The organism is Variovorax sp. RKNM96, assembly GCF_017161115.1.
Classification (GTDB): Bacteria; Pseudomonadota; Gammaproteobacteria; order Burkholderiales; family Burkholderiaceae_C; genus Variovorax.
In genome coordinates this window covers 4,510,831-4,536,967 of record NZ_CP046508.1, presented here as the reverse complement: position 1 = coordinate 4,536,967, position 26,137 = coordinate 4,510,831, and the positions used below count along the sequence as shown (strand labels likewise).

General features: G+C 68.0%; 26 protein-coding genes. 11 read left to right on the top strand and 15 right to left on the bottom strand.

Going from position 1 to position 26,137, the window contains the following annotated elements; all coding sequences use genetic code 11:
- The first annotated feature begins 80 nt into the window (after nt 1-80).
- The 5 genes from GNX71_RS20940 to GNX71_RS20920 all read left to right on the top strand — a co-directional run bounded on the left by GNX71_RS20940 (nt 81) and on the right by GNX71_RS20920 (nt 4,662).
- On the top strand, nt 81-1,205 hold the full coding sequence (locus GNX71_RS20940; RefSeq protein ID WP_206174134.1) for a mandelate racemase/muconate lactonizing enzyme family protein: 1,125 nt from the start codon (nt 81-83) through the stop codon (nt 1,203-1,205).
- On the top strand, nt 1,202-2,131 hold the full coding sequence (locus GNX71_RS20935; protein ID WP_206174133.1) for a dihydrodipicolinate synthase family protein: 930 nt from the start codon (nt 1,202-1,204) through the stop codon (nt 2,129-2,131). Before GNX71_RS20940 ends, GNX71_RS20935 begins: the two co-directional genes overlap by 4 nt.
- A 30-nt stretch (nt 2,132-2,161) precedes the next feature.
- The gene (locus GNX71_RS20930; RefSeq protein WP_206174131.1) at nt 2,162-3,133 is read left to right on the top strand and encodes a tripartite tricarboxylate transporter substrate binding protein; all 972 of its coding nucleotides are present in this window, start codon (nt 2,162-2,164) and stop codon (nt 3,131-3,133) included.
- An 84-nt stretch (nt 3,134-3,217) separates the two neighbouring features.
- On the top strand, nt 3,218-3,448 hold the full coding sequence (locus tag GNX71_RS20925) for a hypothetical protein (RefSeq protein WP_206174129.1): 231 nt from the start codon (nt 3,218-3,220) through the stop codon (nt 3,446-3,448).
- A 164-nt stretch (nt 3,449-3,612) separates the two neighbouring features.
- Nucleotides 3,613-4,662 carry an alpha/beta hydrolase gene (locus GNX71_RS20920; RefSeq protein ID WP_206174127.1) on the top strand — a complete coding sequence of 350 codons (1,050 nt, stop codon included), beginning with the start codon at nt 3,613-3,615 and terminating at the stop codon, nt 4,660-4,662.
- Here the strand turns inward: GNX71_RS20920 and GNX71_RS20915 are convergent, their stop codons facing one another.
- The 5 genes from GNX71_RS20915 to GNX71_RS20895 form a co-directional block, all read right to left on the bottom strand.
- Nucleotides 4,663-5,619: a trypsin-like peptidase domain-containing protein gene (locus GNX71_RS20915; protein ID WP_206174126.1), complete on the bottom strand. Its 957-nt coding sequence runs from the start codon at nt 5,617-5,619 to the stop codon at nt 4,663-4,665.
- Between the two features lie 73 nt (nt 5,620-5,692).
- Nucleotides 5,693-7,912, bottom strand: coding sequence for a hypothetical protein (locus GNX71_RS20910; RefSeq protein ID WP_206174124.1), 2,220 nt, complete (start codon nt 7,910-7,912; stop codon nt 5,693-5,695).
- Complete coding sequence (locus GNX71_RS20905) at nt 7,912-8,412, bottom strand: pyridoxamine 5'-phosphate oxidase family protein (protein ID WP_206174122.1); 501 nt, start codon at nt 8,410-8,412, stop codon at nt 7,912-7,914. The genes GNX71_RS20910 and GNX71_RS20905 overlap by 1 nt, the downstream gene beginning before the upstream one ends.
- A gap of 127 nt (nt 8,413-8,539) precedes the next feature.
- The gene (locus GNX71_RS20900) at nt 8,540-9,031 is read right to left on the bottom strand and encodes a hemerythrin domain-containing protein (RefSeq protein ID WP_206174120.1); all 492 of its coding nucleotides are present in this window, start codon (nt 9,029-9,031) and stop codon (nt 8,540-8,542) included.
- A gap of 109 nt (nt 9,032-9,140) precedes the next feature.
- The gene (locus GNX71_RS20895; protein WP_042581445.1) at nt 9,141-9,374 is read right to left on the bottom strand and encodes a hypothetical protein; all 234 of its coding nucleotides are present in this window, start codon (nt 9,372-9,374) and stop codon (nt 9,141-9,143) included.
- Between the two features lie 159 nt (nt 9,375-9,533).
- On the opposite strand from GNX71_RS20895, the gene GNX71_RS20890 reads away from it, so the two are divergent.
- Nucleotides 9,534-9,806, top strand: a complete 273-nt coding sequence (locus GNX71_RS20890) for a hypothetical protein (protein WP_206174119.1) — start codon at nt 9,534-9,536, stop codon at nt 9,804-9,806.
- 20 nt (nt 9,807-9,826) lie between these two features.
- On the opposite strand, the gene GNX71_RS20885 is transcribed toward GNX71_RS20890, so the two are convergent.
- From GNX71_RS20885 to GNX71_RS20865, 5 genes are read right to left on the bottom strand one after another with little or no spacing between them, the layout of a single operon-like run.
- A complete protein-coding gene (locus GNX71_RS20885; protein ID WP_206174117.1) occupies nt 9,827-11,158 on the bottom strand; it encodes a four-carbon acid sugar kinase family protein in 1,332 nt (443 codons plus the stop codon).
- The gene (locus GNX71_RS20880) at nt 11,155-12,423 is read right to left on the bottom strand and encodes a ribulose-bisphosphate carboxylase large subunit family protein (protein ID WP_206174115.1); all 1,269 of its coding nucleotides are present in this window, start codon (nt 12,421-12,423) and stop codon (nt 11,155-11,157) included. The genes GNX71_RS20885 and GNX71_RS20880 overlap by 4 nt, the downstream gene beginning before the upstream one ends.
- Before the next feature lie 2 nt (nt 12,424-12,425).
- Nucleotides 12,426-12,965, bottom strand: coding sequence for a VOC family protein (locus tag GNX71_RS20875; protein WP_042581441.1), 540 nt, complete (start codon nt 12,963-12,965; stop codon nt 12,426-12,428).
- A gap of 37 nt (nt 12,966-13,002) precedes the next feature.
- The gene (locus tag GNX71_RS20870) at nt 13,003-14,898 is read right to left on the bottom strand and encodes a TRAP transporter large permease subunit (protein WP_206174114.1); all 1,896 of its coding nucleotides are present in this window, start codon (nt 14,896-14,898) and stop codon (nt 13,003-13,005) included.
- Between the two features lie 6 nt (nt 14,899-14,904).
- Complete coding sequence (locus GNX71_RS20865) at nt 14,905-15,924, bottom strand: TRAP transporter substrate-binding protein (protein WP_206174112.1); 1,020 nt, start codon at nt 15,922-15,924, stop codon at nt 14,905-14,907.
- Nucleotides 15,925-16,047: 123 nt separating this feature from the next.
- Between GNX71_RS20865 and GNX71_RS20860 the strand changes: the two genes are divergently transcribed.
- Together GNX71_RS20860 and GNX71_RS20855 are read left to right on the top strand one after the other, a co-directional pair.
- The gene (locus tag GNX71_RS20860; RefSeq protein WP_042581439.1) at nt 16,048-17,103 is read left to right on the top strand and encodes a LacI family DNA-binding transcriptional regulator; all 1,056 of its coding nucleotides are present in this window, start codon (nt 16,048-16,050) and stop codon (nt 17,101-17,103) included.
- 229 nt (nt 17,104-17,332) lie between these two features.
- Nucleotides 17,333-18,802: an FAD-dependent monooxygenase gene (locus tag GNX71_RS20855; RefSeq protein WP_206174110.1), complete on the top strand. Its 1,470-nt coding sequence runs from the start codon at nt 17,333-17,335 to the stop codon at nt 18,800-18,802.
- Here the strand turns inward: GNX71_RS20855 and GNX71_RS20850 are convergent.
- Genes GNX71_RS20850 through GNX71_RS20840 form a run of 3 tightly spaced genes read right to left on the bottom strand, consistent with a single transcriptional unit; the run spans nt 18,799 to nt 21,706 of the window.
- On the bottom strand, nt 18,799-20,613 hold the full coding sequence (locus tag GNX71_RS20850) for an ABC transporter ATP-binding protein (RefSeq protein WP_206174108.1): 1,815 nt from the start codon (nt 20,611-20,613) through the stop codon (nt 18,799-18,801). The two genes, GNX71_RS20855 and GNX71_RS20850, sit on opposite strands and share 4 nt — an antisense overlap.
- Nucleotides 20,614-20,619: 6 nt before the next feature.
- Entirely contained in the window at nt 20,620-21,267 is a 648-nt protein-coding gene (alkB, locus tag GNX71_RS20845; protein ID WP_206174107.1) for a DNA oxidative demethylase AlkB, read from the bottom strand.
- Nucleotides 21,268-21,304: 37 nt separating this feature from the next.
- The gene (locus tag GNX71_RS20840; protein WP_206174105.1) at nt 21,305-21,706 is read right to left on the bottom strand and encodes a hypothetical protein; all 402 of its coding nucleotides are present in this window, start codon (nt 21,704-21,706) and stop codon (nt 21,305-21,307) included.
- A gap of 276 nt (nt 21,707-21,982) precedes the next feature.
- Between GNX71_RS20840 and GNX71_RS20835 the strand changes: the two genes are divergently transcribed.
- Both GNX71_RS20835 and GNX71_RS20830 read left to right on the top strand, forming a co-directional pair.
- On the top strand, nt 21,983-22,252 hold the full coding sequence (locus GNX71_RS20835) for a hypothetical protein (RefSeq protein ID WP_206174104.1): 270 nt from the start codon (nt 21,983-21,985) through the stop codon (nt 22,250-22,252).
- A gap of 112 nt (nt 22,253-22,364) precedes the next feature.
- Nucleotides 22,365-23,993, top strand: a complete 1,629-nt coding sequence (locus GNX71_RS20830; protein ID WP_206174103.1) for a phospholipase D family protein — start codon at nt 22,365-22,367, stop codon at nt 23,991-23,993.
- Between the two features lie 89 nt (nt 23,994-24,082).
- Here GNX71_RS20830 and GNX71_RS20825 read toward each other — a convergent pair whose 3' ends face one another.
- A complete protein-coding gene (locus tag GNX71_RS20825; protein ID WP_206174101.1) occupies nt 24,083-24,898 on the bottom strand; it encodes a sulfite exporter TauE/SafE family protein in 816 nt (271 codons plus the stop codon).
- Nucleotides 24,899-25,002: 104 nt separating this feature from the next.
- Between GNX71_RS20825 and GNX71_RS20820 the strand changes: the two genes are divergently transcribed.
- On the top strand, nt 25,003-25,827 hold the full coding sequence (locus tag GNX71_RS20820; RefSeq protein ID WP_241027336.1) for a helix-turn-helix transcriptional regulator: 825 nt from the start codon (nt 25,003-25,005) through the stop codon (nt 25,825-25,827).
- 24 nt (nt 25,828-25,851) lie between these two features.
- Here the strand turns inward: GNX71_RS20820 and GNX71_RS20815 are convergent, their stop codons facing one another.
- A complete protein-coding gene (locus GNX71_RS20815; RefSeq protein ID WP_206179826.1) occupies nt 25,852-26,121 on the bottom strand; it encodes a hypothetical protein in 270 nt (89 codons plus the stop codon).
- Nucleotides 26,122-26,137 lie beyond the last annotated feature (16 nt).

Sequence of the window (26,137 nt, the reverse complement as noted above, 5' to 3'; positions counted from 1 at the left end):
TTTTTCTTTGCTTTGAAGAATTCCAGAATTCGCTCCGATTCGTGCCCGGCACCGATCGCACAACCATCCTGGAGACCTCCTTGCCAAAGATTCAATCGATCCATTTCTGCGCCGCCGCCGTTCCGCTCGACCGCGTGACGTCGTTCTCCAACCGCACCGTGAGCGTTCGCCACTACGGGCTCGTCAAGGTCCGCTCCGACGAGGGCGTCGAAGGCATCGGCTTCTGCTACGTGGGCAGCGCGGGCGGCGCGCTCTTCGCCGCTGCGGTCGAAGAGCTGCTCGCGCCGGTGCTGATCGGCAAGGATTCGTATGCCGTCGAAGGGCTGTGGTCCGCCATGTACCAGGAGTCGCTGCTGCAGGGCCGCTCGGGCACGGTGATGCGCGCCCTCAGCGCGCTCGACACGGCGCTGTGGGACCTGAACGCGAGAACGCACGGCCTGCCGCTGCACAAGTACCTGGGCGCAGTCGAGCTCGACTCGGTACCGGCCTATGCGAGCGGCGGCTACTACCTGGAGGGCAAGACGCCCGCGATGCTGGGCCAGGAGATGGCGAGCTATGTCGACAAGGGCTTCAAGGCCGTGAAGATGAAGACCGGGCGCCTCTCGCCCAAGGAGGAAGAAGAACGCCTGAAGGCCGCGCGCGACGCCGTCGGCCCCGATGTCGAGCTGATGATGGACTGCAACAACGGCTGGGTCGACACCACCCAGGCCATGCAGTACATCCGCCGCTTCGAGGCCTACGACCCGTACTTCATCGAGGAGCCCTTCGGCCCCGACGACATCGACAGCCACGCGAAGCTCGCGCGGCTCACCCGCATCCCGGTGGCGACCGCCGAGATCGGCTACGGCCGCTGGTACCACAAGGAACTGCTCGACAAGGGTGCCGCATCGATCCTGCAGACCGACGCGCTCGTGTGCGGCGGCATCACCGAGTGGCGGCGCATTGCCGCGACGGCGTCGAGCCATGGCGTCGTGATGTGCCCGCACTGGTTCCACGACGTGCATGCGCCGCTCGTCGCGGCCACGCCCAATGCGCGCTACGTGGAGTTCTTCTGGGACGACCAGGTGCTGAACTTCCGGCGCCTGGTCGACCGCCAGCTCGACCACAAGAACGGCCGCGTCGTGCTGCACCAGACGCCGGGCCTGGGTTTCGGCTTCGACGAGAAGGCGGTGCAGAAGTACGGCAAGTGGGGCTCGGTGCAATGAGCGCACCCAAGCTGCGCGGCGTGCTGTCGCCGGTGCTCACGCCGTTCGATGCGGACCTCTCGCCGTCGGTGCCGCGCTTCGTGAGGCACTGCCGGTGGCTGCTCGACCAGGGCGTGGGCCTGTCGGTGTTCGGCACGAACTCCGAAGCCAATTCGCTGACGGTTCAAGAGAAGCGGGGCCTGCTCGATGCATTGCTGGAAGACGGCGTCTCGCCCGATCGCCTGATGCCCGGCACCGGCACCTGCGCGCCCGGCGACACCATCGAGCTCACGCGGCACGCCGTGGCGGCCGGCTGCGCGGGCGTGCTCATGCTGCCGCCGTTCTTCTACAAGGGCGTGTCCGACGAAGGCCTCTTTCGCAGCTTTGCACGGGTGATCGATGCGGTGGCCGACGAGCGGCTGCGCATCTACCTGTATCACATCCCGCCGGTGTCGCAGGTGGGCCTCAGCCTGGCGTTGATCGAACGGCTGCTGAAGGCGTATCCCCGCACGGTGGCCGGCATCAAGGACAGCTCGGGCGACTGGAACAACACCGCGGCCTTGCTGCGCGAGTTCCAGCCGCAGGGCTTCGACGTGTTCGCCGGCACCGAGGCGGTGCTGCTGCCCACGCTGCGCGGCGGCGGCGCGGGCTGCATCACGGCCACCGGCAACGTGAACCCCGCGGCCATCGTCGACCTGTATGCGCACTGGACCGAGGCCGACGCAGACGACAGGCAGGCGGCGCTCAACGCAACGCGCGCAGCCTTCCAGAAGCTGCCGATGATCGCGGCGATGAAAGCCACCATCGCGCGGCAGACCGGCGATGCGGGCTGGGCGACGGTGCGCCCGCCGCTCGTGGAGATCGAGTCGGCGCAACGCGCGATGCTCGCAGCCGACCTGGACGCCTGCGGGTTCCACATGCCGCATGCGCCGGCGCTCGCCGCCTGACATCGAAGAAGAAAACAGGAGACAAGACCCATGAAACGAAGACTCTTCACAGGCGGCGCTGTTGCGGCGGCGCTGACCGCCACGGGCGCATTCGCCCAGACCCTGCCCAAGGGCGTGACGCGCATCGTCGTCGGCTTTCCGCCGGGCGGCGGCACCGATGTGCTCGCAAGGCTGCTCGCGCAGAAGCTGGGCGCGATGTGGGGCGTGCCGGTGGTCGTCGAGAACAAGGCGGGCGCGGCCGGGATCATCGCGGCGGGCGATGTGGCCAAGTCGCAGCCCGATGGCAGCACCTTGCTGATGGCGCACATCAACAGCCATGGCATCGCACCAGGCCTGCAGCCAGGGTTGGGCTATTCAGTGGAACGCGATTTCACTCCGATCGCCTTGGTCGGCGCCACGCCGCAGATGCTCATCTGCGCGAGCAACCAGCCGGTCAGGACGCTCAAGGGGCTGGTCGAGCTGTGCCGCAGCCGGCCGGGGGAAATCATCTTCGGCTCGGCGGGCAACGGATCGGCCCAGCACCTGGCGCTGGAACTCTTCAAGGCGCGCGCCAACATCGACGTGCTGCATGTGCCGTACAAGGGCTCCGCGCCGCTGGTCACCGACATGCTGGGCGGCCATGTGCAGTACAGCTTCGAGGGCATGACCACGGCCACGCAGTACCTGGCCGGCGGCAAGATGACGGCCATTGCGCAGACGCGCACCAAGCGCTCGAAGAGCTTTCCCGCCGTGCCCACGCTCGCCGAGTCGGGCTTCGAGGGCTACGAGGCGAGCATCTGGTTCGGGCTGGTCGGGCCGGCTCGCATGGACCCGGCGCTTGTCAATCGCATGAACAAGGACGTGAACACCGTGCTCGCGATGCCCGACGTGATTGCGCGGCTCGACCAGTTTGGTGCGGAAGACGGCGGCGGCACCCCGCAGCGCTTCGGCGACTTCATGCATGCGGAGCGCGAGAAGTGGGCCCGCATCATCAAGACGGCGAACATCACCGTGGATAAATAGAACACGATCCCACGGAAATTTATCGACGCTCTGGTAATAGTTCCTTGGGGCTGAAAGGGTCGAGCCACTAGTCTCGACCCCCTCATGGATTCAACGCCCCTCGCCATCGACCTGCCGGAGCACTGGACCGGCTCCTTCAAGCTCACGCAGACAGCCACCGGCGCCTATGTCGGCATGGCCAGCCTGAGCTTCGGCGGCATTCCCCGGTGGGTGCTGGTGATCACCCCGCAACTCAGCCTGGACGCTGCCATGGAACGCGTGCGGCTCCGGGTCGGTCACTTCATTCGGGAGCGGGACTTGAAGCCCAAGGCTTGATGCCGCATCCCCGGGGCCTGTGCAACGCAGCCCGGAAGTTTTGTAGCCCACTGTATCTGCCCGTCCGATCCATACACGGGCATTCAAATCCCCCGGTTCGAGGACACATCGCAGATACACCGCGCGGTTCCACTGACTCCATCGCAAACGCAATGGAGAAGCAGATGTCCGAAGAAATCAACCGCCACCGCCGCATCTTTTTTGGCGCGGCCGCCGCAACGATCACCGCCGCGCAGTTCGGCATCGTTGGGAGCGCCAGCGCGCAGACCGCCGCCTCGAAGCCGGCGTCGTCCCCGGGCAGGACTGGAGGCAACACATCCTTCACTTCGATCAAGCAGATCGATGCGGGGCTCCTCAACATCGGCTATGCCGAAACCGGCCCGGCCGACGGTCCGGTCGCGATTCTTCTGCACGGCTGGCCTTACGACATCCACAGCTTCGTCGACGTTGCCCCGATCCTGGCAGCGGCCGGGTACCGGGTGATCGTTCCGCACCTGCGCGGCCACGGCAGCACGCGTTTTCTCTCGGACAGCACCGTCCGCAATGCACAGCAGTCGGCCGTGGCGCTCGACATCATTGCGCTGATGGATGCGCTCAAGATCCAGAAGGCCAGCATCGCCGGCTTCGACTGGGGCGCGCGCACCGCCTGCATCCTGGCGGTGCTGTGGCCGGAGCGCTGCAAGTCGCTGGTCTCGGTGAGCGGCTACCTCATGACCAACCTGGAAGCCGGCAAGAAGCCGCTGCCGCCCAAGGCCGAGTTCGACTGGTGGTACCAGTACTACTTCACCACCGAACGCGGCCAGGCGGGCTACACCCAGTACCGGCGCGAGTTCGGCAAGCTCATCTGGGAGACGGCATCGCCGAAGTGGAAGTTCGACGACGCCACCTTCGAGCGCAGCGCGGCGTCATTCGACAACCCCGACTACGTCGCGATCGTGATGCACAACTACCGCTGGCGCCTGAGCCTCGCCCCCGGCGAGGCGCGATACGACGAATTGGAGAAGCGGCTCGCCCCGGCCCCGGCCATCGGCGTGCCCACGATCACGCTCGAGGGCGATGCCAACGGCGCGCCGTTCCTCGATCCTTCGAAGTACCGCAACAAGTTCACCGGCAAGTACGCGCACCGCACGCTGCAGGGCGGCATCGGCCACAACCTGCCGCAGGAGGCGCCCGAGGCCTTCGCGCAGGCGGTGATCGATGTGGACCGGTTCTGATCAGCCGGCGGGCGACACCGTCAGGTAGAACGGCGTGAGCGTCCCCGCCACCGGCCGCAAGAGCTTCAGCAGCAGCGGACGCCCGTAGCCTTCGCCCGCCAGCCGCTTGAGCAGGTCGGACAGCTGCGCGAGCGGCGTGCCGTCGCAGCCGACCAGGATGTCGCCGCTGCGCAGGCCGTCGCGTGCCGCGGCCGAGCCCGCCACCACCTCGACGACGCGCACGCCGGTCGCGACCGGCCACTCGTTCTCGCGCACCCAGCGCCGCGGCAGGGCGACGGCCGCGCATTGCACGCCCAGCTTGCCGCGCCGCACCGTGCCATGGCGCATCAGCTCGCCGGCCACCCAGCGCGCCGTGTCGATCGCCACCGCGAAGCTCAGGCCCTGCGCCGACGGAATCACCGCGGTGTTCACGCCGATGACCTGCGAGCTGCTGTCCAGCAGCGGGCCCCCCGAGTTGCCGGGGTTCAGCGCCACGTCGGTCTGGATCACGTCCTCGATCATCCGGCCGCCGCGCGAGGGGAGGCTGCGGCCCAGCGCGCTCACGATGCCGGCGGTCACGGTGAAGTCGAAGCCCAGCGGGTTGCCCACCGCCACGGCCAACTGGCCGGGCTGCAGGCCTGCCGAACTGCCGAGCGGCAGGAAGGCGCTCGGGTGCGACTCGAAGCGCAGCACCGCGATGTCGGTCGATGCGTCCATGCCGACGAGCCGGGCAGCGCTTTCGGTGCCGTCGACGAAGGCCGCGCGCAGCTCGCTCGCGCCCTCGACCACGTGCGCATTCGTGATCGCGAAACCATCGGGCGTGAAGAGAAAGCCGGAGCCGCTGCCCTGGCCGCCCGCATTGCCGCGCTGCGGCGGTTTTCGGACCTTGATGTGCGCGACGGCCGCGCTGGCGGTGTGGGCCACCTGGGTGACGGTGGCGGAGTAGGAGTCGAGAAGGAATTCGTCGCGTGAGCCCATGGGAGCGCCTCTTTCAATCGGCAGGTCCGAAAGAAATGGCGGCGCTCCCGGGTGTTTTCAACCCGGCTGCAGGCTAGGACGAAGGAACGGGTGGCACCGTGGCCGCGGCCGTCGGCGAATGCTGCAGCGCCGCGGGCAGGCGGTGGTCCAGCCAGTCCATGCGCCAGGCCAGCACGACGAGCGCCAGCACCAGCACGACTGCCGCGGTGACACCGGTCTTGCCGTGCCGGTCGCGGTACGGGTCGCGCGCCACCCGCCGCGCGCCCGGCGGCACGTGCGCGGTCTGCGAGAGCATGCCGCCCAGCCGCACATTCACCTTCATCCGCCCGTTGATGGCCCAGCCGCTCGCGTCGAGGATCGGCCCCAGGCTGCGTTGGCGCAGCTTGAGCCAGGCGATCAGCATGCTCGGCCCGGAGATCGCCGCCACGATGCCGATGAGTGCCACCGGAATCCACTGCCCCAGATCGACGAACTTGCCGAAGATCGCGACCAGCACCGCGCTGATGCTCCCGAGCGCAACGCCGATGGCGGCCACGGTGCCGACGTCCACACGGCCGGCGGTGCGAGGCGCCGCAGCCGGCGTCTTGGCCGCGCCCGCGGCCTGGTCGGCGGTCGTGAGCCTGGTTGCAAAGTTCGTCAGCGTGCCCTGGCCGGCCACCTCGCTGGCGGCCGCGCGCTTGGCGACCTGCTCCTCGATCACCCGCACGAACTTCTTGTAGGGCGCGAAGAAGGCCTGCGCCACGCTGGTCGGGTTCTCGATCAGCTTGGTGATGGTGGCGTCCCAGTCGCGGCCCTGGCGGTCGTAGAAGACGCCGTTGCGGCCAACGAAAAGGAAGTCGATGTCGCCCGCGGTGAACGCCGCGACGATGCTCATCTTCTGTCCCTGGCGCGTGCAATCGCAGTACGCGAGGCAGGTCTTCGCAAGGCCCGCCAGCACGGCGTGCTTGGCCGTGTCCTGCACCTGCACCGTGAGTTCGCAGCTGCGGCCATCGAGATAGAGCGTGCCGGCCTGGAAGATCGCGCCCTCGCGCCGGTAGAAGGCCTTGAACGACACGAAGTTGTTGAGCAGCACCACCAGGTCGCGCTGCAGCCGGATCAGCTTCTCCAGGTCGACGAGCAGGTTGTTGTGCGTCTCGGCAGCTTCGTCGTCGTGCAGCAGCGCGAGCAGCGCCTCGCGCGTCTGCAGAAAGGCATCGAGCTGCTCCAGCGGCAGCGCGGCGGCGGCGTTGTCGGGCCGCTCGGCCATCAGCGATTGCAGCGGTGCGAGCTGCTGCTTGATGGACAGCCACTCCGTCTCCGCGAGCTCGTCGCGCGCGCCCAGCAGCGGCGTGACGGCGCGTTCGGCGAACGTGGCGATGTCTCCGGTCCACGCGGGGTTGATGCGGTTGCCATGCAGCGGCAGCACGCAGCGCGGCGTGACGGGTGCCAGCGGCAGGTCGGCAATCGGGTCGGCGCTCAGGTCGAGTTTGTTTGCACCCAGTGCGTCATAGGCTTCGGGCGAGGGATTCAGTGCCGTCACGGCCTGCGCATCGAAAGCGGCAACCCGGCAGCGCGCGAAGTAGTCGTCGAGCTTGGCCTGCACCTTGCGGGTCGCATCGGCGGCGGCCAGCGTGGGTTCGCCCAGCGGCATCAGCGTCTTGTCGTTCGCATCGGCCTTGGCGTGCCAGTCGCGCGCGGCCTGCACCTCGGCGAAGAAGGCTTCGACGCGGGGGCGGTCGACGCCCGGTGTGTCCTTGTGCCGGTCGGGCACGCTGCCGTGGGTGCGCATGATCTCGGCGACCGTCGCGCGCACGGCATCGTCGTGCGTCGTCTCGGGCGTGATCACGCCGTCGCCGTTGAAGCGCATCGCGGACAGCAGCTCGCCGCGGTCCGCGATGTCGGCGAGCGTGAGCGTCGCCGAATCGGGCTTGCCCTGGATCTGCAGCAGGCGGCGGGCCTCCTCGATCAGGCGCGCGCCATCGGCGTTGCCGGCATCGAGGTCGTCCAGCGCCAGCACGTCGCTGCCTTGCAGCAGCACGTCGGGGTTGCGCAGCCGCGCACACACCCATTCGCAGGCCGCAACCACCTCGGGCGGGCGCACGCGGCCATCGCCGTCGGCATCGATGAGGTCGAGCGTGCGCGCATCGAAGTCGATGCCGCGCGTCGGGCAGGCGAGGGCGACCCACAGCTTCTGGTCCAACTCCCCGAGGCGGGCGATGTCCTCGCCCGTGCGGAAGATGACCTGGTCGGCGCCCCCGACCCGGATGAATTGCCAGCGGTGCGGTGCCGGCGTCGTCGTCAGCACTGCACGCATCAGGAAACGGCGACCTTCTTGTGCTCACCCAGTTCGGGTGTGTTGCCTGTGACGACGGCCTTGGCCATCTTGAACAGCTGCACCATCTTGCTGTCGCCCACGTCCCAGTATTCGGCACGCAGCACGCTCACGGCCAGAAGGCCCAGGTTGGTGTCGGTCGGGCCTTCGGGGAACCAGGCCTTGGCCATCTTGTTGAAGAGGGCTTCCTTCTTGGCGGGGTCTTCGAGCAGCGCCGCATGGCCCGAGACGGAGACATAACTGTCGTCGTCGGTGTTCGCGTAGGAGACGTTCACGGTCGGATCGGTCGCGACGTGCCGTGCGATCTCTCCGTCCTTGGGCACGAAGAAGTAGAGCGTCGCGTTTTCATCGACGTCCTGGTTCTGCGTGGTCAGCGGGTGGCTGTGCAACTGGCCGTCGGCATGGCGGTGCGTGAGCATGCCGAAGCGGGTGTCCTTGATGAGCTCCCAGAGCTTGCTGGTGTTTCCAGTGGTGGCGGTCATGAATGTTCTCCGTGGGTTGGTGACTTCAGGAACCACCGTAGGGGATCGCGCGGCGCCGGCATGAGGACACACGGCGCACACCCATGTCGTCCGGCGCCGACATTCAGGCGCCGGACGACCGTGTGGCTCAGGCCGGTTCGCCCATGAGCTCCGCCATCAGCTCTTCCTTGCGCGCCGCGAGCTGTTCGCGCATCGCGACCAGGTCCAGCTTGGTGGCGCGCGCCTTGGGGAACATCTCATTGCGCTCTTCCTTGACGTGGTGGTCGATGTATTCGCCGAGCACCTTCACCTTGGCGTCGAACATCTCGTCGATGTCGGTGGCGTCCTGGAGCTGAGCGATCAGGTCCTTGGCGGTGGCGTGCTCCACCTCGGCTTCGTCGAGCAGGTCGGTTTCCTTGATGGCCTCGCGCACGGCGGGGTAGAAGATCTCTTCCTCGATCTGCGCATGCACGGTCAGTTCCATGCAGATCTGGTTGGCCAGCTCGCGCTTCTTGTCGGTGGCGCTGGCGGCCTTGGACTCCATGAGTTCTTCATACGCGGAGAACATCTTCTTGACGTTCTTGTGGTCGGTATCGAGCAGGCTGCAGGCATCGGGCTGTGCGCGCTTGGTGGTGGGCATCGTGGGCTCCTGGTGAGGTGGTGGGGAACGCAAAGATGCGCAGCACGGTGCAGAGGCTGCGTAGGAATTCATCGCATGCGCATGCAAGGCGCGCAGCACGTCGCCGTGCCTACTTCTCTTCGGTCTTGAAGAGCCCTCGAATGTTCAGCGCCGCCAGGCACACCTGCAGCGCGATCAGCGCCCACGCCTGGGTGTGCACGCCCCACACCACCCACAGCACATTGCTCGCCAGGAACACCCAGAAGCCGACGTTCCGGCGGCCTTTCGCATTCGAGCCCACCAGCCAGGCGGCGGCGACCGAGGCGGCGAAGGCCGGCCATTGGACGAGAGAGAGGATTTCCATGATGAACGTGCTTGTATGTGGATGTTCGTGGACCGTATCGCAGCCTGCGGCGGCCGATCCGGTGCTTCCGCCGACGCGCGACGTGGGCCGGTTCTCACATGCATCCGCTGGGGAGCGGCGCAGATTGAAGGCTGATCACAAAGAAAGACAAGGCCACCCATGGACACCACATCACCGCCGCTCGACGAGCGCCTCGTCACCTTCACCTACCGGGGCTGGATGTTCCAGTGCCGCGCAGAGCGTATCGACGACCTGACCTACCGGCCCGTCGTGCGCTGCCTGGGCCACTCGGACAACCCGGAAGACATCGAGTTGCCCGACGACACGGACAACGCCTCCTACGGCACCGAAGTGGAGGCACTGCGCCATGCCGAGCAGCAGGCGGTGCGCTGGGTGCACGACCGCACCAGCGACGGACAAGGGCAGATGTAGAGATGTATATCCGGGGCGTTTCAGCCCGCGCCGTGCACCAGGCGCTCGAACACGTCGTCGGTGCCCATCTGGCCGCCCTTGAGCATGATCTCCATGCCGTCGAGCCGCGCGTCGTCGCTGTGCACGCGGCACAGCGAGGCGCCGGCGCCCATGTCGGCCACGTAGGAGAGGCCCCATGCATCCAGCGCCTGTACGCCATGGCTCGAGGTGTCGCCACCGGCCACGCCTACGCGGCGCAGCGGCGTTTGTGCCAGAACGCGGACCAGCAATTCGCCGCCGGCGCGCGCGAGTGCCTGGGCGTCGACGTCCGGCGAGGGCGATGCCTGTTCGGGCGGGCGGGTGCAGGCGAGGACGTTGTGGCCTCGAGCGAGCGCCTGTGCGATGTCCAGGGCATGGCGCTCCAGCGCGGGCGCGTCCTGCCGGGCGAGTTTCGGCGCGTCGAGCCAGACGATGTCGAATGAAGGTGATGCCGCCACTTGCCGCGCCGTGACGGGCGAGAGGCTTCCGGCAAGCACGAGCACAGGGCCGGTCGCCCGTGTCACGACCCGGGGTGTCGTTTGTGCATCGGCGCGCGAGCCGAGTGCAGTGGCCAGCGCATCGACCACGCTGCTCGGACCCACTGCCAGCAATGTCTCGCGTCGGGCGTGTGCCCACAGCACCTCGCCGATGACTGCCAATTGCGCCGCATCGGCCACGTCGAACAGCACGGCCTCGGGCGGTGTGGCGGACAGGTGCAACGTGCGCTGCAACGCATGGCCAAGCGCGTCGGCGCCGTTCGATGTGACCGTGAAAGGAATGGAGCGCACATCGGCCAGGCCTTGCCCCGCCAAGTGCAGCCGCAGGTCGGCTTCGTGCATCGGCGTCACCGGGTGCCGGCTCATCGTCGGATGGCGGTCGATGCGGAACACCTCGCCGCCCGCGCCCGCCGCCGCGAACAGGTTGCCGAAGAGGCAATACCGACCGAGGTTCGGTTGCCCGCCCACGATCGCCGTCCACGGCTGCTCGACCGCACCACGCAATACACGCACGGCGGCGCCAATGGAGCCGATGTGCGGCGCGCTGTCGAAGGTCGAGCAGGTCTTGTAGTGCAGCACGCGCGCGCCGAGCGAGTGGAACAGCGCGGCGACGGGCGCGAGTTCGGCCTGCATCGCTTCGGGCGACATGGCCCGCGCCGCGCCCGCGATGCCCAGCACGTCGAGCGGACCGGCGCGTTCGAGGCGCGCGGCATCGGGCGTCTCCAGGAACAGCAGGGCCCGAAGCCCTGCGCGGGCCGCAGTGCCGAGCGTGTCGGTCGCGCCGGTGAAATCGTCGCCGTAGTAGACGACGGCCGGGGCCGGGTTCGCTGGCGTCACGGCTTGCCGAAGAAGGCGAGGGCGCGTGCGAGTTCGGGCGCGCTCTTCGCCGCATCCTGCAGCGTCGTGCCCGCGCGCGCGGCCGACCAGGCCTGGCGGATGCTGGTCACGCCGGCTTCCGCGCCGTCCGGGTGCGCGAGGATGCCGCCGCCAGCCATGAAGAGCAGGTCGTCGCTGCCGATGGCGGCCCAGGTGGCGGGCACCGTGCCGGCCCACTGGCCCGAGGAGAAGGCGGGCATCACCCGGTCGTCCGCGGCATTGGTCAGCGGCGTGAAGCAGTCGCGCGCCGACTCGATGACTTCGCTGTCGGGCTGCGAGAACTTGCCCTGCAGGCCGTGCACGTGCATGTGGTCCACGCCTGCGAGGCGCCAGAGTGTCTGGTACGCCTGGAACGAAATGCCCAGCAGTGGATGTCGCGACAGCGCGCCGTACCCATTGCGGTGGCCGTGCAGCGCCAGGCCCGTGTGGCGCCGCAGCGTCTGGATGCCCGAGTGCCCGCACCAGTTGAGGCTGGCCATCACGCAGGAGCCACCTTCGCGCTCGACGAGATCGGCATGCCGCTTCATCGCATCCGTTTCGTCGGTGATGTTGAAGGCCACCATCACATGCTTGCCGGTGCGCTCCTGGTGGGCGCGCACGACCGCCATCACGGCCGGAACACGTTCTGCCAGCGGGGCATGCGCGGGATCGGCGCAGACCTCGTCGTCCTTGATGAAATCCACGCCCGCGGCGCAGAGCCTTGCGACCAGCGCGGCGGTCTCCGCCGCCGAGAGGCCCACGTTCGGCTTGATGATCGTGCCGACCAGCGCACCGCTTGCCACGCCGGTGGCGCGCCGCGTGCCCGCGATGCCGACGCGCGGCATCTCGAACTGCGCGCGGTAGGCGGCCGGTACGTGCAGCGATTCGAGCCGCAGGCCCGTCACTTCGCCGAGGTCGTACAGGTTGCCCGACACCGTCGCGGCGAGCGTCGGCAGGTTGGCGCTGATGTTCGCCACGGGGAACGAGATGTCGACATGCGCGCGCCGCCACGGACCGCGCGTTCCCTTGCGTTCGAGCAGCGCGTTCGGCAGGCTCGGCGCCTCGGCCGGCGCGAGCTCGGTGATCGCCTCGACCGTCGCACGCGCACGTTCACGCAGCGCATCGGTCTCGCCCTCCACGCGCGTGAAGGTGCCGCACGACTGCTCGCCGGCCATCACCTCGGCCACGGCCGCCGGGTCCACCGGCGTCTCGATCAGGTAGCGCGCGCGGATGCGTTCGGCCGCCATCGTCACAGCTTGCTCAGGTCGGGGAAGGGGCGCACGGGCTCGCTGCCGTCCCAGCCCTCGGAGGCGCTGCGGATCAGGTCGAACATCTTGCCCTTCGGCCCCGCCACTTCGGACAGCTCGATCACCGTACCCGGGTGGTACTCGGTGTCGAAGTAGATGAAGCGGCCGCGCTCGCCCACCTCGCCGCTCATCACGGGCTTGAAGCCCTGCGCGGTGAGGCGTGCGAGATCGGCGTCGTAGTCGGCCGTCCAGTAGGCGACGTGCTGCAGGCCGGTGCGGCCGGCTTGCAGGAAGTCGCGGTACATCGAAGGCACGTCGTTGCGCGTCTGGATCAGCTCGACCTGCACATAGCCCGAGTTGGCCAGCGCCACCGAGTTGTGCGGCTCGTGCGCTTCGCCGTTGTAGCGGTAGTTCTTGATGGGCACCTTCGGGTTGTAGAACCACGGGCCCACGCCCAGCTTGGTGCTCCAGTAGTCCATGGCGGCTTCGATGTCGTGCACGACATAGCCCAGCTGGCGGATCTCGCCGAGGAATCGACTCATTGCAATTGGCTCCGGTGATGTGAGTGCGTTGTTGTGATCAGAATTTCAGGAAGCCGGTCGAGAACCACGGGAAGGCGGCCACGATCACGAGGCCCACCAGCATCGCGGCGATGTAGCCCCAGATGTGCTTGATGCCCTCGTCGGGGTTGACCTTGCTCACGGCGCAGGCGCCGTAGTAGCCGACGCCGAAGGGCGGTGCGAAGAGGCCGATGCCCATCGAGAAGATCACGACCATGGCGTAGTGCACCTCGTGCACGCCCGCGGCCTTGGCGATGGGAAAGAGGAGCGGGCCGAACAGCACGATGGCCGGAATGCCCTCGAGCACGCTGCCCAGCACGATGAACGCGACGATCGACACGGCCAGGAAGCCATAGGCGCCGCCCGGCAGCGCGCCCATGATGCGGGCCAGGTCCTGCGAGAAGCCCGACTGCGTGAGGCCCCAGGCCATGGCGGTGGCGCAGCCCACGATGAAGATGATCGCGCCCGAGAGCGAGGCGGTGTCGATCAGCATCGGCTTGAGGCGCTTCCAGTCGAACTGCCGATACACGAAGAGCCCGACCAGCGCCGAATACACGATGCCGATGGTCGACACCTCGGTGGCCGTGGCCACGCCCTCGACCACGGCGGCGCGGATCACGAAGGGCAGCAGCACCGCGGGCAGCGCGACCATCAGCAGCTTGCCGATCTCGCGCTTGCTGTAGCGCTGCACGCCGCTCAGGTCTTCGCGGCGATAGCGCCACCACACCACCACGCACAGCGCCGCGCCCAGCACCACGGCCGGCAGCAGCCCGCCCGTGAACAGCGCGGCAATCGAGATGCCGGTGACCGAGCCGATGGTGATGAGCACGATCGACGGCGGAATGGTCTCGGTCTGCGCGCCCGTGGCCGAGAGCAGTGCCACCAGGTCGCCGGGCTTGGCGCCGCGCTTGACCATTTCGGGGAAGAGCACCGGCGCGATGGCCGCCATGTCGGCGATCTTGGAGCCCGAGATGCCAGACACCAGGTACATCGCGCCGATCAGCACGTAAGAGAGGCCGCCGCGCACATGGCCCAGCAGGCTCGCAAGGAACTGGATCATGGCGCGCGCCATGCCCGTCATCTCGATCAGCGCGCCCAGGAAGATGAAGAGCGGCACCGCGAGCAGGATCAGGTGCGACATGCCTTCGTCCAACCGTCCCACCATCACCAGCAGCGGCGTGCGCGTGGTGAGCGCGAGGTAGCCGAAGGTGGCGAGCGCGAACGAGAACGCGATGGGCACACCCGAGAGCACGGTGGCAGCCACCACGACCACGAAGAAGATCACGAGGTTGAACTTGCCCAGCGTCGCGAACAGCGGCGCGGCGAGCCAGAAGGCGCCCACCAGCGCGGCCATGCCGAGCACCGCGACGGCAATTTGCCGACCGGTGCACACACGCACCAGCCGCAGCAGCGCCATCACCAGCATGATGCCGATGCCCGCCGGAATGGCCGCGGCGCGCCAGGCGTTGCTGATCTCCAGCGCAGGCGTCACGATGAACGACTCTTCGTGCGCGTAGTCGATCGACGGCCAGATGATGAGCACCAGGAACGCGACCGATGCGGCGATGGCGAAGGCATCGAGCATGGCCCGCGTCGAGGGCGTGACCTTCTGCAGCAGCGCCGTCATGCGCATGTGCTCGCCGCGCCGCAGCGCCACCACGGCGCCCAGCATCGAGAGCCAGAGGAAGAGGATCGACGCGAGTTCGTCCGACCACACCAGCGGCGCATGGAACACGTAGCGCGACACCACGCCCGCGAACAGCACGCAGATTTCGGCCAGCACCAGCAGTGCAGCCACCGCCTCGACAGCGCCGCCGAGCACGCGGTCGGCGCGCCCGGCGATGCCGCTCAGCGCGTTGGCCGAAGGGCCGGCGCCCACGAACGGGGCCGCCTCGAAAGTGGATTCATGCACCATGGACGCTCAGGCCAGCTTGCCGACGGTGCCTTCGAGCAGCGCCCAGGCCTCGGGGCCGAAGCGGCCCTTCCATTCGCCGTAGAAACCCGATTCGCGCAGCTTCGCGCGGAAGCTGTCGGCGGTCGGGCGGTTGATGGTGAGGCCCTTGGCCTGCAGGTCGCCGACGACCGATTCGTTGAGCTTCTTGATGTCTTCGCGCTGCTGCATGCCGGCGTCGTTGATGGCGCGCGCGACGATGGTCTTCAGGTCGTCGGGCAAGGCGTCCCACGCGCGGCCGTTGGCGATGAACCAGTAGCCGTCCCAGATGTGGTTGGTGAGCGAGCAGAACTTCTGCACCTCGAAGAGCTTGGCGACCTGGATGATGGGCAGCGGGTTCTCCTGCGCATCGACGATCTTCGTTTGCAGCGCGGAATAGACCTCGCTGAACTGCAGGCTCGCGGGCGCGGCGCCCAGGCCCTTGAACATCGAGATCGACAGCGGGCTCACCGGCACGCGGATCTTCAGGCCGTCCATGTCCTTCGCGTTCGCGACGGCGGCCTTGCTGCTGGTGGTCTGGCGGAAGCCGTTGTCCCACATCTTCTCGAAGGCGTAGAGGCGCGACTTGGCGATGGCGCCGCGCACGTGGGCGCCGACCTTGCCGTCCATCGCGGCCCACACCTGGCCGTAGTCGTTGAACGCGAAACCCACCGCGTTGATGGCCGCCACCGGCACGAGCGTCGCGATGACGAGCGCCGAGGGCGTGAAGAACTCGATGCCGCCCGAGCGCACCTGCGCGAGCATGTCGGTGTCGCCGCCGAGCTGGTTGTTCGGGAAGATCTTGATCTCGACCCGGCCCTTGGTTTCCTTGGCGATGCGGTCCGCGGCTTCCTGCGCGCGCACGTTCAGCGGATGGCTCAGCGGCAGGTTGTTGCCGTACTTGTACGAGAACTCCGCGGCGCGCGCGATGCGCGGCACGGCCGACACGATGCCGGCAGCGGGGAGGGCGGAAAGCGTGCGCAAGGCACTGCGGCGGGTCAGCGAGTTCATGTTTTGTCTCCAGGATCTTCGGAATGCGGTTGATGCAATCTGATGCATCAGTGGATTCGGGCCACAGCGAAGATAAAAGGATGCATCATCCGGGTCAAACTTGATCCTGATGGTTTTTGATGTATGCGGGATAACCCTTCACCTCCTTCCGATGCACGGCGCGCGCGCGTGGTGGACATCGCGCGTGCGGCGCAGGTGTCGACTGCCACCGTCGATCGCGTGCTCAACCGCCGGCCCGGCGTGCGCGATGCCACGGTGCAGCGCGTGCTCAAGGCTGCGGGCGAGCTCGACTACCTGCCGGGGCCCGAGCTTTATGCGGCGCTGACGCCGCCGCCCCTACGGCTCGTGTTCCTGCTGCCCGCGGGCACCAACCGCTTCATCCGCATGCTGGGCGACATGGTGGGTTACTCGCAGGAGCACTGGGCGCCGTTCAATGTGCAATGTCGCACGGTGTTCATCGAGAGCTTCAATCCGCATGAGCTGGCGGACGCGTTGCGCAAGCATGGCCAGCGCTGCGATGGCATTGCGATGATGGCGCTGGAGCATCCGGCGGTGCGCGAGGCGGTGGCTGCGCTCGCGGCGCGCGGGCTGCCGGTGGTCACGCTGATCTCGGACCTGTCGAACTCCGAGCGCGCGGCGTTCGTGGGTCTGGACAACCGCGCGGCGGGGCGCACGGCGGGCTACCTCATCGGCCGCTTCATCGGCGCGCGCGCCGCGAAGGTGGCGCTCATCGCGGGCAGCTTGAGCTACAAGGCGCACGAGGAGCGCGAGGCCGGCTTCCTGCACGTCATCGACGAGATGTTCCCGCGGCTCGAAGTCGTGGGCCTGCGCGAAGGGCAGGACGACGCGGGCAAGAACTACCGACAGACCCGCGCGCTGCTGGAGCAATACCCGGACATGGGCGGCATCTACAACATCGGCGGTGCCTCGGACGGCGTGGCGCGTGCGCTGAAGGAAGCGGGGCGCGAGCAGAAAGTGGTCTTCATCGGCCACGGCCTCACGCCCGACACGCGCGCCCTCTTGATCGACGGCAGCATGGACGCGGTGATCACGCAGAGCCCGCACACCACGCTGATGAGCTGCGTGCGCATCTTCACCAACCTGCGCGACAAGCGCGAGGCGCTCAGCGGCGTGGAGACCACGCGCAGCCAGGTGATCTTTCGCGAGAACCTGCCTTAGGGCGGGTCTTCGAAGAGTGATTTTGCTGGAGGGAGCCTGGTGGAAACGTCGCGGGCCGCGAGGGCCGTACCCGTCTCCTGGCACTTCCAGAATATAGCTCACATGGGGCCTTGCAGAAGCCCCGGGGGTGTACTTCAGAATCGCCGGCCCTTGCCGGAGTCGGCGGAAATTGGAGTCACGAAATGCATTTGTTTTTGTCTATGGAATGGCTGCGGATCGGAGCGCGGCATTGAGTGCGCACGCGGTGTTGATCGCCGGCGGTGGCCCGACCGGGCTGATGCTTGCGGGCGAACTGGCGTTGGCGGGCATCGATGTCGCCATCGTCGAGCGGCGCGAGAACCAGGAGGTCGACGGCTCGCGCGCAGGCGGCCTGCATGCCCGCACGCTCGAGGTGCTCGACCAGCGCGGCATCGTCGAGCGCTTTCTCGCGCTGGGGCAGGTGCACCGCGCCGTGCATTTCCGTACGGCGATGGACATCGGCGACTTTCCTTCGCGCCACAACTGCACCCTCGCGCTGTGGCAGCGCCACACCGAGCGCCTGCTGGCCGGGTGGGTCGGCGAACTGGGCGTGACGATCCATCGCGGATGCGAAGTGACGGCGCTCGTGCAGGACGATGCCGGCGTTGACGTCACGCTCTCCGACGGCCGGCAACTGCGAGCCGAGTACCTCGTTGGATGCGACGGCGGCCGCAGCCTGGTGCGCAAGACGGCCGGTATCGGCTTTCCCGGGTGGGAGCCGACCACGAGCTGGCTGATGGCCGAGGTGGCGATGACTGCGGAGCCGAAGTGGGGCTTTCACGAGAACGCGTTCGGCATCCATGCGATCGGCAAGGCCGAGAACACCGGGAAAGCCCTGGCGCGCGTCGTGCTGACCGACCGGCAACTGCAGCGCGACGCCAACCCCGCGCTGCACGACGTGCGCGAGGCGCTGGTCGCGGTCTACGGCACCGACTTCGGCGCGCACAGCCCTACCTGGATCTCGCGCTTCACCGACATGACGCGCCAGGCGGACGCCTACCGCGACCGGCGCGTGCTGATAGCCGGTGACGCGGCACACGTGCATCCACCGATCGGCGGGCAAGGCCTCAACCTCGGTGTGCAGGATGCGGTGAACCTGGGGTGGAAGCTGGCGCAGGTGTTTCACGGCACGTCGCCGGACAGCCTGCTCGACACGTACCACGGCGAGCGCCACCCGGTGGCGGCGCGCGTGCTGCGCCACACGATGGCGAATGTCGCGCTGCGCCGGACCGACGACCGCAGCAAGGCGCTGGACCAGACGCTCGCCGAACTGCTCGCGATGGACGAACCGCGCAAGCGGCTGGTCGCGGACATGTCCGGCCTGGGTGTTCGCTACGACCTGGGCGAGGGGCACCCGCTGCTCGGGCGGCGCATGCCCGATCTCGATCTCGTCACCGCGAAGGGGCCGCTGCGGGTCTTCACGTTGCTGCATGCGGCGCGGCCGGTGCTGCTCAACCTCGGCGAGCCCGGCGATTTCGATATCGCACCTTGGGCGGACCGGGTCCGGCAGGTCGATGCGACGTACGAAGGCGTGTGGGAGCTTCCGGCCATCGGAGAGGTCACTGCGCCCGCGGCCGTGCTGATCCGGCCTGACGGCCATGTGGCGTGGGTGGGCGATTCGGCGCAGCAGGGGCTGGCCGAGGCGCTGACCACCTGGTTCGGACCGCCTGCTGCGGCTTAGGCCGGCGCCGTCATGCGCTGCAGCAGCGGCTGGCGCGCCAGCACTTCGTCGCGCGGCCCGTGGTCGAGCACATGGCCGGCCTCCATCAGCAGCACGGTGTCGAAGCGCTCGAGCAGGCTCAGGCGGTGGATCGACGCGATCACGCAGGCGTTGGGGAATGCGGCGGCAATGCGTTCGAGCACACGCGCTTCGGTGTTGGCATCGAGCGCGCTGGTCGGCTCGTCGAGCAGCAACAGCGAACTGCCTTCGGCCGCAAGCACGCCGCGCGCGAGGCACAGGCGCTGGCGCTGTCCGCCCGAGAGATTGAAGCCGCGCTCCGACACGGCGGTGTCGAGGTCGCCGTGGTTGGCCTTGAGCACCTCGTCGAAGGTGCTGGTGTGCAGCGCGGCGAGGAGGCGCGCATCGTCCGCGGGCTGGCCGAAGGCGAGGTTCTCGCGCACGCTGGCCTCGAAGAGTTCGGTCTCCTGCGGGATCAGCGTGGCGAGGCGGCGCAGTTGCGGCCAATCGACAGGCTGCCCGTCGAGCGTGAGCGTGCCGGCATGCGGTGCATAGAGGCCGGCGAGCACGCGCAGCAGCGTGCTCTTGCCACCACCGCTCGGGCCGACGAGGGCCACGCGCTGTCCGCGGCGCAGGGTCAGGGCCACGTCGTGCAGCCCGCTGCGCGGCGGCTCGGCCGCATCGGCGGCCTCGGCGATGGGCTCGCCGCGCGGCGCGTACTTCCACTGCAGCGCATCGACGCCGAGCTGGGTCCATGTCGCGCCGGCATCGATGCGCTCGCGCTCGGGCACCTGCTCTGGAGAGGTCGCGAGCACGTCGCCCGAAGGCGCCTGCCAGATTGGCTCGGCGCTCGTGTAGTCGGTGTGCATGCGCGCGAAGAAGCTGAAATTGGCGGCCACCGAGGTCACCACACCTGCCGCCTGCTGCGCGTACTGGTAGATCATGAACACCGCGCCCAGCATCACCGCCTGACCCGGCGTGCGTGCCTGCCACACGTAGATGACGACCAGCCCCCAGGTCAGCGCCAGCCCCATCAGGTCGACCGCGAACCACTTGCCTTCGTTCAGCACCACGGTGCGCTTGAGCGGCAGCGAAATGGCGGCCATGCGACGGCGCAGCAGCAGCCGCGACGCACCCTGCAGCCGCAGGCCGATCACCGTCGACGCGTTGCCCAGGAAGTCGAGCAGCGCAGACACATAGCGCCGGTCGGCATCGTTCTCGGCGCGCGCGAGCTTCATCAGCGCGCGGTCGATGCGCACGATCACGAGGCCGATCAGCACATAGCCCGCGAGGGCCGTCGCGCCGCTGGTGCGCGACAGCAGCGCCAGCGCCACCAGCGGCCCGACGAAGTTGACCGCGTTGGTGAGCCAGATGAACTGGTTCTGCGCAAAGTCCGCGAGGGCACGGCTGGCCTGGTGCACACGGTGCTGCAGCTCGCCCGAGTGATGGCCGTCATGCCAGGCCAGCGGCGCGGCGGCGATGCGCGCGTAGAGCTCGTCGGCCAGCCGCTCGCGCACCTTCAGGCCGACGTTGCGCTCGAGGATGCGGCCCGGCCCGTGCAGCGCCCAGGCGCCGACGTACACCGCGGCCAGCGTGCCGATCCAGCGGCCCGCGCCGCCGAAGTCGCTGCGCTGCAGCGCGTTGATGGCCTGGCCGGCGAGGTAGGGCAAGGTCAGGCGGATCAGCTGCGAGGAAGCCAGCAAGGCGGTGGCACCGAGCAATTGCCCGCGGGCGCCGGCCGCGAAGTGCCACAGCGCGGCATAGAGCGCGCGGATCGCGTTGCCGGGGTCGTTGGTCTCGGTCGTCTTCTGCATGCGTGGTCAGCCCGCCTTGCGGAATGTGAGGTTGATGCGCAGGCTGCCCAGCGCCGGATGCGGCTGGTCTTTCAGGGGCAGCACGCCGTGGTAGCGCAGCCGGTCTTCACCGCCCCAGACCACGACATCGCCATGCTTCAGCGCAATGCGCACCGCCTTGTCGCCGCGCGCGTGTCCGCCGAACAGGAACACGGCCGGCATGCCGAGCGAGACCGAGACGATGGGCGCGCCGTAGTCATGCTCGTCCTTGTCCTGGTGCAGCGAGAGGCGCGCGCCGGGTTCGTAGCGGTTGACCAGGCACGCATCGGGCGCGAAGCCGTCGAAGCCGGCGGCCGATGCGGCCTCGCGGGCCAGGCGCGCGAACGATTCGGGCATGGCAGGCCACGGCTTGCCGGTGTCGGGGTCGGTGGGGCTGTAGCGGTAGCCGCGGCGGTCGCTGGTCCAGCCCAGCGCGCCGCAGTTGGTGAGCGCGACCGACATGGTGAAACCGCCGGGGGTGACGAGGTGGCGGAACGGCGCATCTTGCGCAACCGCCCTGACCGCCGAGAGCAATTCGTCGGCAAAGGGGAGGGCGAAACCGGGGAGGACGAAGGCGCCAGGTCCGATGGGCTCGCGCGCTTCGCGGGGTGGATCGTCGAACAGGTCGAGCGTCATGCGGCAGGCCGGCCCGCGACGGGCCGGCGCGAAAACGCTAGCGAACCGTCGACATCACCGTCGCACGGCACCGGGGCTGGTCGCGGGGCGCGAGCAGGTTGCAGTTGTTCAGCGCGCGCTCCTGCATGTCGCTGAGCTTGGGGCGTTCCTGTTGGTACTGGGGCTGACGCTGGTACTCGGGCACGTAGACCGGTGCGGGTTCCTGCCAACGCTGGCGGCGTTCGTATTCGCGGCGCTGCTCGTACTCGCGCCGCTCGTAGTCGCGGCGGTCCTCGCGCTCGCGGTCGTTCCGCAGGCGCCACATGCAGGAATTGAAGTCCATGCCCGAGCGACCGCTGGCGCAATAGCGGCGGTCGTTTTCATAGACGTAGTCGCCTTGGGCCATCGCGGGGATGGAGGTCATGAGGCCGAGGAAGGCCATGAGAGCGAGTTTTTTCATGATGAGTGGCCTGTTCTGTGATTGCCGTGTATCCGTCTGTGCAGTGTGAGAGGTCTGCCGTGAACTGAATGTAGCCGGTCGCCCCGCGTGCACGTCAGGTCGAAGCCGTCGGTGTTTGCGCGGATGCCTCCTCAACGCTCGGAAGCGGCAATCAGTCGACGGGGTCTCCGCCCCTGCATGAGCCTTTACACGGCGACATCCCATGAAGAGGTGAATGAGTACCAAGGGTTTCACTTATTGAAACCACAGGACAAGCGCCTAAGGTCGAACCCCGACATGGACACCGTACGCCTCGATATTCACGTGCCTGAAGGCTGGGCATGCTGGATGGAACTCGCCCGCACCCCGCATGGCACCTATGCCGGGCTCGCGGAACTGAGCCACCAAGGCATTGCGCGCTGCGCGCTGGTGATCACCCAGCAGCTCTCGTGGGAGTCGGCCGTGCAGCGCGCGACGTTGCGGGCGGACCACTTCGTGCGGCAATGGATGCCGCAGCGCAGCCAGGGGACCGACGTCGCGGGCGCCACCATTCCCGGCGACGCATGAGCGCTGCACGCCGAACGGCGCCATAAAGGGCTCCCCGCGCTCATGGTAGAAACCGCGAGCCGCGGATGTCCTCCATTCCGCTTCGTGCGTCTGCCCCACCTCTCTGGCTTCCATGTCCCACATCCCTGACAGGGTTGAAGAAAAACCGCGTGCTCGCTGGCTGGCCTGGTTGTTCGCCGGCCTCGTCGCGCTCTGCATGGCCGGTTGCGCGGGCCTGCCCACCGACGTGCAGCGCAAGCCCTCGTCGGTCATCACGGACGGCGCGGACACCCTGCTCGGCCGCCTCGTGAAAGCGGCCGCGCCGCCCGGCGAACCGCTGAGCGGATTCCGCCTGCTGCCGATGCCGCAGTTTTCGCTGCATGCGCGCATCGAGCTGGCACGCCGCGCGCAGCGCTCCATCGACGTGCAGTACTACCTCGTGCAGAACGACGAGACCGGCCGCTACCTGCTGCGCGCCCTGCGCGATGCGGCGGACCGCGGCGTGCGCGTGCGCCTTCTGGTGGACGACCTCTATACGGCGGGCGCCGACCCGCTTTTCACCAGCTTCGCCTCGCATCCGAACGTCGAGGTGCGCCTCTTCAATCCGTTCCCGGCCGGGCGCGACCGCTTCGGCACGCGCTGGGCCGCATCGCTGTTCGACTTCGACCGCGTGCACCGCCGCATGCACAACAAGCTCTACGTGGTGGACGACACGATGGCGGTCATGGGCGGGCGCAACATCGCCAACGAGTATTTCCTGCGCGACGGCGGCTCGAACTTCATCGACATCGACACGCTGGTGGCCGGCGCCGTGGTGCCCCGGCTGTCGTCGCTGTTCGACATGTACTGGAACAGCCCCTACGTGTACCCGATCGAGTCGCTGGTGGCCAAGGGCAGCGAATCGCCGAAGGAGCTGCGCGCGCTGTTCGACCGGCTCACCAGCGGGCCCGAGACGCTGCACCCCGAGGAGCCCGACTCCACCGACCTGCTGGGCAACAACCCGCTGGCCAAGGACCTGGACGCGGGCACGCTGAAGCTGGCCTGGGCGCGCGCCGAAGCGTATGCCGACCCGCCGGCCAAGGCCCTCGCGCCCACGCCGGAAGGGCGAGGCCTGCCCGCCGACGAGGCGAGCGAGAGCGTGCTCTTCAACGTGCGGCGGTATCTGCGCGGCGCGCAGAGCGAGATCATGCAGACCACGCCCTACCTGATTCCCGGGCGCGGCGGCATGGAGTCGATCCGCACCATCCGCGGCAACGGCGTGAGCTACAGCATCGTGACCAACTCGCTGGCCGCCACCGACGAATCGCTGGTGCACATCGGCTACCGGCGCTATCGCGCCCAGATGCTGCGGCTGGGCGTGGAGCTCTACGAGCTCAGCCCCAAGCGGGTGGAGGAGACCAAGCGCTTCGGCATGTACGGCTCGGCGAGCGGGCGGCTGCACGGCAAGTCGGCGGTGATCGACCGCAAGACGGTGTTCATCGGCTCGATGAATTTCGATCCGCGCTCGGAACTGCACAACACCGAGATCGGCATCTTCATCTTCAGTCCGCAGATCGCGCAGCAGCTCACCAGCCTGATCGGCTTCATCCGGCTTGACGGCGCCTATCAGTTGCAGCTGGGCCCCAAGGGCGGCATCGAATGGGTGAGCCCCGCGTCGGGCGATGCGGCCGACACCATCCTGCACACGGAGCCCGAGACGCATTTCTGGGCGCGCTGGAAACTGGAGCTGCTGGCACCGCTGGTGCCCGAGAGCCTGCTCTAGCGCCATTCGCTGGCCACCTATTGCTGCCGCAGGTATGACCATGCGACGGCCCCGATCGTCGGCCGCGCCAGCGCATTGCCCGCCGTCTCTCAGTGCGCCGCGATGGCCATGAGAACGATCACGAGCAATCCAACGTAGATCCTTGCGTGAACCCGATCCGGGATCCGTCCGATCCAAGGTGAAGCCGCTCGAATGCCGATCCAGGTGCCGATCACCAGGACGGCCGCAGCGCGCAGATCGACGTTTCCGAGATACCACGCCCCGAATGAAGGTGTCGGTCCAGCGGACAAGGCGGCATAGGTGGCCGTGCCCGCCAGCGCGACGGGCAGCGACAGCGGGTTGGCCATGGCGGTCGCACGGCCCATCGCGATGCCGCGACGGCGCATGAGGGGAACCGTCATCACACTGCCGCCGACGCCGAGGAACGCGGCGACCCAGCCGATGACCAGGCCCGACAGCGCCGTGGCGATCGACGAGGGCGCTGCACGACCTTTTGCAGGCTGCGACAGAAATCCGGGCCGCAGCCAGCAGTCCAGGATGGTCAGCGCGAGGTAGGCCGCGAACGCCCAGCGCAGCTCCTCCCCATGGACGGTCGCTGCTGCCAAGGCCCCGGCCACCGCACCCGCACCGATGAATCCCATCAGGGGTCTGAGCTGCGACCAGTCCAGCGTTCCTGCGCGCTGGTGACGCAGGGTAGCCAGCAGGGCGCCGAAGATCATGACGCAGGTGGAGGTGGCGACCGCGATCTGCATCGCAGACCGTCCGATGGCACTGTCGGCGGTGTTCAGCTGGGACAGAAGTCGATAGAGCAAGGGCACGACGACAAATCCGCCGCCGAAGCCGAACAGGACGGTGGTGATGCCCGTCAGGCATCCGCAAACTGCCAACAAGAGATACAACGACACGAGGCCTCCATGGGTATGAGAGCCCTCAGGTTAGGGTGAGGCCGCCTGGCGCGCTTGCGATGTTCGGTCAACAATGTTTGCGTTTTCGCCAATCATTCAAAGCCGTGCGCAACCAATCGCTCGAGAGCCTCGATCACACGCCGCGTGAAGTTCTGGCCATCGGCACCGACTACGCGCCGGGCACGCTGCTGGAGACGCACAGCCACCGCCGCGCCCAATTTCTCTACGGCGCGACGGGGCTGATGGAGGTGGGGACCGATGACGGTGCCTGGGTCGTGCCCCCTCACAGCGGTGTCTGGATTCCGGCCGGCAAGCCGCACCGGGTGCGGATGGTGGGCGTCAGTACCCGAAGCCTCTACATCGAGCCGGCAGCGGTGCCGCGCCGCGGTGCGCTGTGCGAGGTTCTGGCCGTTTCGCCATTGCTGCGCCACCTCCTGATCGAGGCCACGGAATTGCCGGCGCTCTACGACCGACGCGGCCGTGATGGCCTGCTGATGGATTTGACGCTGCAGGAAGTGGGTCGTGCGGCGGCACTGCCGTTCTTTGCGCCGCTGCCGGGCGACGATCGGCTGGCCGCGCTGTGCATCGCATTTCTCCATCGGCCCGACGTGCGGACCTCACCGATCGCCTGGGCGCGACAGCTGCACCAGAGCGAACGCACCTTCAGCCGCTTCTTTCGCGCGCAGACCGGCATGTCATTCCTCGAATGGCGACGGCAGGCGTGCCTCCTCTCGGCCATGGCACAGTTGGCGACAGGTCGTTCGGTGACCGCCGTGGCGCTTGAACTGGGCTACGACAGCCCCGGTGCTTTCTCCACCATGTTCCGCAAGAAGCTCGGCCAGCATCCGTCGAACTTCATCCTTGCAAAGCCAAGCTCGAGCGATGGCGCGGCGTTCAATGCCCGGTGCCCGGTGACCGGTGACCGGTGACCGGTGACCGCACCGGGGGGGCGCCTAGCGGACGGTGGACATGACCGTCGCGCGGCAGCGCGCACGGTCCTGGCGGGTGGGCAGCACGATGCAGTTGTCGAGCGCGCGCTTCTGCATGTCGCTCAACCGCGGACCTTCGCGCGACTCTTCGGGCTCGTAGTAGTAGGGCTGCTGGGGTGGCGGCCGCCCGTAGTAGTCGTAGTCGCGATCGCGGCTGTGGCGGGTGGTCTCGCAGCCCGCGAGGCTGGTCAATGCCAGAAGACCGCCCCAGAAAAGAATCAGGTTCAGGCGCAAGTTCGTTCTCCATGTC